Raw genomic sequence first — 8,851 nt, 5'->3', positions numbered from 1 at the left:
GGAGCTGCCGCTCGGGTCTGATATCTGGCTGCTGGGCGTGGCGGGTTTTGGCCTGCTGGCCGGGATTATTCCGCTGCACGGATGGGTGCCACAGGCACACGCCAACGCCAGCGCACCGGCTGCGGCGCTGTTCTCTACCGTCGTCATGAAGGTGGGTCTGCTGGGTATTCTCTCCCTGTCGCTGCTGGGCGGTAACGCGCCGCTGTGGTGGGGCATTACGCTGCTGGTGCTGGGAATGATCACCGCGTTTGTCGGCGGTCTGTATGCACTGATGGAACACAACATTCAGCGTCTGCTGGCATATCACACGCTGGAAAACATCGGCATTATTCTGCTGGGTCTGGGCGCAGGCGTAACCGGAATTTCCCTGAATCAACCTGCACTGATTGCGCTGGGTTTGACCGGCGGTCTGTACCACCTGGTAAACCACAGCCTGTTCAAAAGCGTTCTGTTCCTGGGCGCAGGCAGCATCTGGTTCCGTACCGGTCATCGTGATATCGAAAAACTGGGCGGTATCGGTAAACGTATGCCGGTTATCTCTCTGGCGATGCTGTTTGGCCTGATGGCGATGGCCGCACTGCCGCCGCTGAACGGTTTTGCCGGTGAGTGGGTTATCTACCAGTCCTTCTTTAAGCTTGGCAACAGCGGCGCGTTTGTCGGTCGTCTGTTAGGACCGTTGCTGGCGGTAGGACTGGCGATTACCGGCGCGCTGGCGGTGATGTGTATGGCGAAAGTCTATGGGGTTACGTTCCTTGGTGCACCGCGCACGAAGGAAGCTGAAAATGCCTGCTGCGCGCCAATCCTGATGGGCGTTAGCGTAGTCGCGTTGGCTATCTGCTGCGTGATTGGGGGCGTTGCTGCGCCGTGGCTGCTGCCGATGATCTCCGCTGCCGTTCCGCTGCCGCTGGAAACCGCGAACACCACCGTTTCTCAGCCAATGATCACGCTGCTGCTGATCGCATGTCCGCTGCTGCCGTTCATCATCATGGCGATTTTCAAAGGCAACCGTCTGCCATCGCGTTCACGCGGTGCGGCATGGGTGTGTGGTTACGATCACGAGCAGTCAATGGTCATTACCGCACACGGTTTTGCCATGCCGGTGAAAGAAGCCTTTGCGCCGGTACTCAAACTGCGCAAATGGCTGAATCCGGTATCACTGGTTCCGGGCTGGCAGAATGCGGCTGCACCGGTGCTGTTCCGTCGCCTGGCGCTGATTGAGCTGGCGGTACTGGTGGTGATTGTGGTTTCACGAGGAGCCTGAGAATGAGTGTTTTATATCCGTTAATTCAGGCGCTGGTGCTGTTTGCCGTTGCGCCGCTGCTGTCCGGTATTACCCGCGTGGCACGTGCGCGTTTGCACAATCGCCGCGGTCCGGGCGTTTTGCAGGAATACCGCGACATCATCAAACTGCTGGGCCGTCAGAGCATTGCGCCTGCGGATTCCAGTTGGGTTTTCCGCCTGACGCCGTTTGTGATGGTGGGTGTGATGCTGACTATCGCCACCGCGTTGCCGGTAGTGACCGTTGGCTCACCACTGCCGCAACTGGGCGATCTGATCACCTTAATTTACCTGTTCGCCATCGCCCGCTTCTTCTTCTCTATCGCGGGCCTGGATACCGGTAGCCCGTTTACCGCTATTGGCGCCAGCCGCGAAGCGATGCTCGGCGTGCTGGTTGAACCTATCCTGCTGCTGGGTCTGTGGGTTGCGGCGCAGGTTGCTGGCTCAACGCATATCAGCAATATCGCCGATACCATTTATCACTGGCCAGCTGCACGCAGCATTCCGTTGATTCTGGCGCTGTGCGCCTGTGCTTTCGCCACCTTTATCGAAATGGGCAAACTGCCGTTCGATCTGGCAGAGGCAGAGCAGGAGCTGCAGGAAGGTCCATTGACCGAATACAGCGGCAGCGGTTTTGCGGTGCTGAAATGGGGCATTAGCCTTAAGCAACTGGTCGTTCTGCAAATGTTCGTTGGCGTGTTCCTGCCGTGGGGACAGATGGAAACCTTCGCCTCGGGTGGGCTGCTGCTGGCGCTGGTGATTGCCGTCGTCAAACTGGTTCTCGGCGTGCTGGTCATCGCCCTGTTCGAAAACAGCATGGCGCGTCTGCGTTTTTGCGCCACTTCACGCGTGACCTGGGCCGGTTTTGGGTTTGCGTTTTTAGCGTTCGTCTCCTTGCTGGTGGCGTGATTTAAGAGAGTTTGAGCATGTCTGAAGAAAAATTAGGTCAACAATATCTCGCGGCGCTGCACCAGGCCTTCCCGGGCGTCGTGCTGGATGAAGCCTGGCAGACCAAAGATCAGCTGACGATCACCGTCAAGGTGAACTACCTGCCGGAAGTGGTGGAGTTCCTGTACTACAAACAGGGCGGCTGGTTGTCCGTGCTGTTTGGTAACGACGAACGTCAGCTGTGCGGTCATTATGCCGTTTACTACGTGCTGTCGATGGAGCAGGGAACCAAGTGCTGGATTACCGTGCGCGTTGAGGTCGATGCCAATAAGCTGGAGTTCCCGTCCGTCACGCCGCGCGTGCCTGCTGCGGTCTGGGGCGAGCGCGAAGTGCGCGATATGTACGGTTTGATCCCGGTTGGTTTGCCCGATGAGCGTCGTCTGGTACTGCCGGATGACTGGCCGGACGAACTCTACCCGCTGCGTAAAGACAGCATGGATTATCGCCAGCGCCCCGCGCCGACTACCGATGCTGAAACCTACGAGTTCATCAACGAACTGGGAGACAAGAAAAATAATGTAGTGCCGATTGGCCCACTGCACGTCACCTCTGATGAACCCGGTCACTTCCGTCTGTTTGTTGACGGCGAGAACATCATCGACGCCGACTACCGTCTGTTCTATGTCCACCGCGGCATGGAGAAGCTGGCGGAAACCCGCATGGGTTACAACGAAGTGACCTTCTTGTCCGACCGCGTGTGCGGCATTTGCGGCTTTGCGCACAGCACCGCCTATACCACCTCCGTCGAGAACGCGATGGGCATCGTCGTGCCGGAACGTGCGCAGATGATCCGCGCCATTCTGCTGGAAGTTGAACGCCTGCACTCGCACCTGCTGAACCTCGGCCTGGCCTGTCACTTTACCGGTTTTGACTCCGGCTTTATGCAGTTCTTCCGCGTGCGTGAAACCTCCATGAAGATGGCGGAGATCCTCACCGGGGCACGTAAAACTTACGGTCTGAACCTGATCGGCGGTATTCGTCGTGATCTGTTGAAAGAGGATATGATCCAGACCCGTCAACTGGCGCAGCAGATGCGTCGTGACGTGCAGGAACTGGTCGATATGCTGCTCAGCACGCCGAACATGGAACAGCGTACCGTAGGTATTGGTCGTCTGGATCCGGAAATTGCCCGTGACTTCAGTAACGTCGGCCCGATGGTACGCGCCAGCGGCCATGCGCGTGACACCCGCGCCGATCACCCGTTTGTGGGCTATGGTCTGCTGCCGATGGAAGTTCACAGTGAGCAGGGTTGCGACGTTATTTCTCGTCTGAAAGTCCGTATCAATGAAGTCTACACCGCACTGAATATGATCGACTTTGGTCTGGACAACCTGCCAGGCGGCCCGCTGGCTGTGGAAGGTTTCACCTACATTCCACACCGCTTTGCGCTGGGCTTTGCTGAAGCGCCGCGCGGGGATGACATCCACTGGAGTATGACTGGCGACAACCAGAAACTGTATCGCTGGCGCTGTCGCGCGGCGACTTACGCCAACTGGCCGACGCTGCGCTACATGCTGCGTGGCAACACCGTTTCCGATGCCCCGCTGATTATCGGTAGCCTCGATCCTTGCTACTCCTGTACCGACCGTATGACCGTGGTCGATGTGCGTAAGAAGAAGAGCAAAGTCGTGCCGTACAAAGAACTTGAGCGCTACAGCATCGAGCGTAAAAACTCGCCGCTGAAATAAGGAATCGCCATGTTTACCTTTATCAAAAAAGTCATCAAAACCGGGGCGCCGACATCGTCGTATCCGCTGGAGCCGATTGCGGTCGATAAAAACTTCCGTGGCAAACCGGAACACAATCCGCAGCAGTGCATTGGCTGTGCGGCCTGTGTGAATGCGTGCCCGTCGAACGCGCTGACGGTAGAAACCGATCTGGTTACCCATGAGCTGGCGTGGCAGTTCAATCTCGGCCGTTGCATCTTCTGCGCCCGCTGCGAAGAAGTCTGCCCGACGGCGGCAATCAAGCTGTCGCAGGAGTATGAACTGGCGGTGTGGAAGAAAGAGGATTTCCTGCAGCAGTCCCGCTTTGCGCTGTGTAATTGTCGCGTATGTAACCGCCCATTTGCGGTACAAAAAGAGATCGATTACGCCATTGCGCTACTTAAGCACAACGGCGACAGCCGTGCGGAAAACCACCGTGAAAGCTTTGAGACCTGCCCGGATTGTAAGCGCCAGAAATGCCTGGTGCCGTCTGACCGTATTGAACTGACTCGCCATATGAAAGAGGCCAGCTGATGAGCAATTTATTAGGCCCACGTGACGCCAACGGTATTCCGGTACCGATGACGGTGGATGAATCCATTGCCAGCATGAAAGCATCGCTGCTTAAAAGCATCAAGCGTTCAGCGTACGTTTACCGTGTGGACTGCGGCGGCTGCAACGGCTGTGAAATCGAAATCTTCGCTACGCTTTCTCCGCTGTTTGATGCCGAACGTTTTGGTATCAAAGTTGTACCATCACCGCGCCATGCGGATATCCTGCTGTTTACCGGCGCGGTAACGCGTGCCATGCGCTCTCCGGCGCTGCGCGCCTGGCAGTCTGCGCCAGATCCGAAAATTTGTATCTCTTACGGTGCCTGCGGTAACAGCGGCGGTATCTTCCACGACTTATACTGCGTATGGGGCGGCACGGATAAAATCGTACCGGTGGATGTGTATATTCCTGGCTGTCCGCCAACGCCTGCGGCTACGCTGTACGGTTTTGCAATGGCGCTGGGTCTGCTGGAACAAAAAATTCACGCGCGTGCGCCAGGTGAACTGGACGAACAGCCGGCTGAAATTCTGCATCCGGACATGGTTCAGCCGCTGCGCGTGAAGGTGGATCGTGAAGCCCGCCGTCTGGCGGGCTACCGCTATGGTCGCCAGATTGCTGATGACTATATGACACAGTTAGGGCAGGGCGAGCATCAGGTGGCGCGCTGGCTGGAAGCGGAAAATGATCCGCGTCTGACCGAGATCGTCACGCATCTTAATCATGTTGTCGAAGAGGCGCGTATCCGATGAGTGAAACGGTGGTGTTCAGTCAACTGAGCCGTAAGTTTATTGATGAGAACGATGCAACGCCCGCTGAGGCGCAGCAGGTTGTCTATTACAGCCTGGCGATTGGTCACCACCTTGGGATCATCGATTGCCTGGAAGCGGCGTTAACCTGTCCGTGGGATGAATATCTGGCGTGGATTGCCACGCTTGCCGAAGGCAGTGAAGCCCGCCGGAAAATGGAAGGCGTGCCGAAGTACGGCGAGATCGTCATCGATTTCAACCATGTGCAGATGCTGGCGCGCGCGTTCGATGATGCGCGTGCCGTGCAGACCCCGCAGCAGCAGGAGTGGAGCAAGCTGATGCTTAGCATGCTGCACGATATCCACCAGGAAAGCGCCATCTATCTGATGGTGAGGAGACATCGTGACTGACGTTTTATTATGTGTGGGTAACAGCATGATGGGCGATGACGGCGCGGGGCCGCTGTTGGCCGAAATGTGTGCTGCAAATCCTCAAGGACAATGGGTTGTCATCGACGGCGGTAGCGCGCCGGAAAACGACATCGTCGCCATCCGTGAGTTGCGCCCGCAGCGTCTGTTGATTGTGGATGCTACCGACATGGGGCTAAACCCTGGTGAAATCCGCATTATCGATCCTGATGATATTGCCGAGATGTTCATGATGACCACCCACAACATGCCGCTGAACTACCTGGTCGATCAGCTGAAAGACGACGTTGGCGAGGTGATTTTCCTTGGCATTCAGCCGGATATTGTCGGTTTTTACTACCCGATGACACAGCCGATCAAAGATGCGGTAGATACCGTCTATCAGCGATTAGCCGGGTGGGAAGGACACGGTGGGTTCGCTGAATTAGAGGCACCGGAAGCCTGAGCCTGAGGGCACTGAATACCGGATGGTGTGTCGCATTACCACCATCCGGATAACGTCGACACCCTCGAAACAGACTATTCACCTGCTTGTTCAATAATTAATTTCCCCTGCGTAACCGATACTTTTACCGACGTGCCCGTTGGGAACCCCGCCTGTTCCAGCCAGTCTCCGTTCATCGTGAGTGAAGCATGGCGGCTTATACGTCGTGTAAAACCGGTTTTGCGATCTTCATGCCGTACTCTGACATAGCTGACTTTAAAATGACGTAATGGCTTGTTGATAACCGCTTCGGCATTGCCATTTTTACCAGACATAAACACTCCCTTGTTACAAATAAAGAGATGGAAAACTACTGAATAAAATGCCAGTAAAAAGGCGGGAGGGCAAACCCGAAACTGGAAGGCAGATCCAGAAAATAGAATGCAAATAATGAAAAAGATGAGAAGTTGATAATAGTTGGGGGGGAATATTCTCTTCTTTTACTAATACGGGAGTTATATTATATTTCGGCGTTGTTCAGGGAGGTTATATACTCGAATTATTTAGAATTTGAATATATGGGAAATTAATATACAGGAGTTATTTATGCGTTCAGGTATTCGTTTGGTAAATTTAATTATTATTTCCTCTCTTCTTAGCGGGTGCGAGACGGCGGCTGACGCGTTCTTCTCTGCGGGAGACCGATTATTTCAACCGGGGGAGTCATCAGCTGCGTCAATGCCAACCTTGTCCGTCGCTGATTTTGTCGCGCCCTATACCTTAAATCCTGTTAAAGCCAATAAGGACTATCTTGGTGAATGGGTGAAGCTGCGGGGCGTGGTCATTGATATTCGTAAGGTTAATGGTATTTCCAATGCTTATTCTTATCTTGTCAGCCTGAAAGACGAAAATAATAAAACGAACAACGTGATTCAGTTCCAGTTTGGCTCCCATAATAGTACGAATGTTGAGTCATTACAGATTGGCCGGAGCGCGACAATTATTGGTCAGGTCCACGCGTTGGGCGAAGCGCCTTTGCCGCTGCTGCAAAATCCTAAAGTTGTACAATAAAAATGATAACAGACAGCGGGTATATATATTCTGAATAATACGTGTTGCCGGATGGCAGTGTCATCCGGCAACATTGTTATTCCAGATCGGTCCCGTTGCTCGCAATCACTTTCTTATACCACCAGAACGATTTTTTGCGTTTACGCGCTAACGTGCCGTTGCCCGCGTCATCGCGGTCCACATACACAAAACCGTAGCGTTTGCTCATCTCACCGGTTGAGGCTGAAACCAGATCGATACAGCCCCAGGTGGTGTAGCCCAGCAGCGGCACGCCATCCTCAATAGCATCTGCCATGGCGCGAATGTGCTCGCGTAAATAGCTAATGCGATAGTCGTCATTGATTTCGCCGTTAGCATCGCTCTCATCTTTCGCCCCCAGCCCGTTTTCCACCAGAAACAACGGCTTCTGGTAGCGGTCATACATCATATTCATGGTGATGCGCAGACCGAGCGGATCGATACCCCAGCCCCATTCGCTGGCGGCAATGTACGGATTACGCAGCGACTTCACCACGTTAGCGGCGCTGGTATTGCCAGTATTCATTTCAGCGGAGGCGCAGCGCGATGCGTAATAGCTAAACGAGACGAAATCGACGGTGTTTTTCAGGATATCGTCATCTCCCGCCGCTTTTTCTATCACCACGCCTTTTTCGCGAAACACACGGGCAGAGTAAGCGGGGTAAGCCCCGCGCGCCTGCACATCAATAAAGAACAGGTTTTCGCGGTCTTTTTCCAGCGCGGTCCACACATCTGCCGGTTTACAGGAATAAGGATAAAAATTACCGCCCGCCAGCATACAGCCGACCTGGTTTTGCGGATTAATTTCATGGGCAATTTTAGTTGCCAGGGCGCTGGCAATCAGTTCGTGGTGGGCGGACTGATATTTCACCTGATCCTGATTCTCTCCTTCTTCAAACACCAGTCCGGCGCCAGAAAAAGGGCTGTGCAGCATAATGTTGATTTCGTTGAACGTTAGCCAGTACTTCACCAGACCGTCAAAGGCCTCGAAGCAGGTACGGGCGTAGCGGGTAAAGAACTCCACCATTTTGCGGTTACGCCAGGAGCCATACTCGCTGACCAGATGCATCGGCACATCGAAGTGACACAGCGTAACTAACGGCTCAATACCGTATTTTTTACACTCGGCAAACACGGACCGGTAAAACGCGATACCCTCTTCATTAGGCGTCAGCTCGTCGCCGTTGGGGTAGAGACGGCTCCAGGCAATGGAAGTACGAAAAACCGTAAACCCCATTTCCGCCATCAGCGCGATATCTTCTTTATAGCGATGATAAAAGTCGATTGCCTGATGGCTGGGATAAAATTCGTCATCCCGCAGCGTAAAGCGTTTTTCCTGACCCAGTTTGACGGCCATGCGGTTTGTGCCGTGGGGGATCATATCGACGGTGGTCAGCCCTTTGCCGCCTTCCCGGTATGCCCCTTCAGACTGGTTGGCGGCCAGTGCGCCGCCCCATAAAAATCCTTGCGGAAAAACAGACATAGTTAACCTCAGTTCATACCAGTCAAATGCTGGCTCTATTGATATTGCCTGGTTGCGCGGCCTGGTTTTTTCTGGCCTGCGCGGCTGCATCTTCGACAGGAATATCTTCAAAGCCGAGGAGCAGTGTTAATACAAAGGAAAGCACGACCGCCAGCGCCATCACGCCAAACACCCAAACGATGGTCATCGGATTGGCT

At 54.5% G+C, this 8,851-nt stretch carries 10 protein-coding genes and 1 pseudogene; 8 read left to right on the top strand and 3 right to left on the bottom strand.

Annotation, left to right across the window (positions count from 1 at the left end; all coding sequences use genetic code 11):
• The 7 genes from hycC to hycI all read left to right on the top strand — a co-directional run.
• A partial coding sequence (gene hycC / locus FDW87_RS19815) for a formate hydrogenlyase subunit 3 (RefSeq protein ID WP_252363267.1) occupies window positions 1-1,261 on the top strand: 1,261 nt, incomplete at its 5' end.
• Between the two features lie 2 nt (window positions 1,262-1,263).
• Window positions 1,264-2,187 carry a respiratory chain complex I subunit 1 family protein gene (locus tag FDW87_RS19810; protein ID WP_047414256.1) on the top strand — a complete coding sequence of 308 codons (924 nt, stop codon included), beginning with the start codon at window positions 1,264-1,266 and terminating at the stop codon, window positions 2,185-2,187.
• A 17-nt stretch (window positions 2,188-2,204) separates the two neighbouring features.
• Window positions 2,205-3,914: a formate hydrogenlyase subunit HycE gene (gene hycE / locus FDW87_RS19805; RefSeq protein WP_016154186.1), complete on the top strand. Its 1,710-nt coding sequence runs from the start codon at window positions 2,205-2,207 to the stop codon at window positions 3,912-3,914.
• 9 nt (window positions 3,915-3,923) lie between these two features.
• Window positions 3,924-4,466 (top strand): formate hydrogenlyase subunit HycF, encoded by a 543-nt coding sequence (hycF, locus tag FDW87_RS19800; protein WP_016154185.1) that lies wholly within the window; start codon window positions 3,924-3,926, stop codon window positions 4,464-4,466.
• Window positions 4,466-5,233 (top strand): formate hydrogenlyase subunit HycG, encoded by a 768-nt coding sequence (gene hycG / locus FDW87_RS19795; protein ID WP_003037388.1) that lies wholly within the window; start codon window positions 4,466-4,468, stop codon window positions 5,231-5,233. The genes hycF and hycG overlap by 1 nt, the downstream gene beginning before the upstream one ends.
• Window positions 5,230-5,640, top strand: a complete 411-nt coding sequence (locus FDW87_RS19790; RefSeq protein WP_003037385.1) for a formate hydrogenlyase maturation HycH family protein — start codon at window positions 5,230-5,232, stop codon at window positions 5,638-5,640. Before hycG ends, FDW87_RS19790 begins: the two co-directional genes overlap by 4 nt.
• A complete protein-coding gene (hycI, locus tag FDW87_RS19785; RefSeq protein ID WP_016154183.1) occupies window positions 5,633-6,103 on the top strand; it encodes a hydrogenase maturation peptidase HycI in 471 nt (156 codons plus the stop codon). Before FDW87_RS19790 ends, hycI begins: the two co-directional genes overlap by 8 nt.
• Window positions 6,104-6,177: 74 nt before the next feature.
• Here hycI and FDW87_RS19780 read toward each other — a convergent pair whose 3' ends face one another.
• Entirely contained in the window at window positions 6,178-6,417 is a 240-nt protein-coding gene (locus FDW87_RS19780) for a SymE family type I addiction module toxin (RefSeq protein WP_016154182.1), read from the bottom strand.
• A 271-nt stretch (window positions 6,418-6,688) separates the two neighbouring features.
• Here FDW87_RS19780 and FDW87_RS19775 point away from each other — a divergent pair, with 271 nt between their 5' ends.
• The gene (locus FDW87_RS19775; RefSeq protein WP_016157319.1) at window positions 6,689-7,153 is read left to right on the top strand and encodes an OB-fold putative lipoprotein; all 465 of its coding nucleotides are present in this window, start codon (window positions 6,689-6,691) and stop codon (window positions 7,151-7,153) included.
• 76 nt (window positions 7,154-7,229) lie between these two features.
• On the opposite strand, the gene FDW87_RS19770 is transcribed toward FDW87_RS19775, so the two are convergent.
• Both FDW87_RS19770 and FDW87_RS19765 read right to left on the bottom strand, forming a co-directional pair.
• Window positions 7,230-8,654 (bottom strand): 6-phospho-beta-glucosidase, encoded by a 1,425-nt coding sequence (locus FDW87_RS19770; RefSeq protein ID WP_137380089.1) that lies wholly within the window; start codon window positions 8,652-8,654, stop codon window positions 7,230-7,232.
• Window positions 8,655-8,676: 22 nt separating this feature from the next.
• Window positions 8,677-8,851, bottom strand: a pseudogene (locus FDW87_RS19765) (PTS cellobiose/arbutin/salicin transporter subunit IIBC); the annotation flags it as partial.

This window comes from Citrobacter sp. wls826 (assembly GCF_005281245.1).
GTDB lineage: Bacteria > Pseudomonadota > Gammaproteobacteria > Enterobacterales > Enterobacteriaceae > Citrobacter > Citrobacter braakii.
Note: the sequence above shows the minus strand (reverse complement) of the source record. Positions and strands in the feature narration are given on the sequence as shown.